This is a genomic window from Pseudomonas sp. 5.2 (assembly GCF_059025405.1).
In genome coordinates this window covers 1-236 of sequence record NZ_JBYBHH010000077.1, presented here as the reverse complement: position 1 = coordinate 236, position 236 = coordinate 1, and the positions used below count along the sequence as shown (strand labels likewise).

At 66.5% G+C, this 236-nt stretch carries 1 protein-coding gene; it reads left to right on the top strand.

From position 1 onward, the window contains the following. Positions 1-236, top strand: a 236-nt coding sequence (locus AC5PZ0_RS28370; protein WP_493856231.1) for a Rieske (2Fe-2S) protein, incomplete at both ends; no start/stop codon positions are given.

The window sequence follows — 236 nt, the reverse complement described above, 5'->3', positions numbered from 1 at the left end:
ATCGTCGTGCGTGACCGCAAAAAGGCCATCAACGTGCTGCTCAACCGCTGCCGCCACCGCGGCGCCACGGTCTGCGAGCACAAGAAGGGCAAGACCAACAGCTTCGTTTGCCCCTACCACGGCTGGGGCTACGCCCTCGACGGCTCGCTGCGCGGCATCCCCCACCCGGAAAGCTACGGCGACTGCCTGGACAAGGCCGAGCTGCCACTGGTCAGCCTGCGCGTGGAAAGCTACGC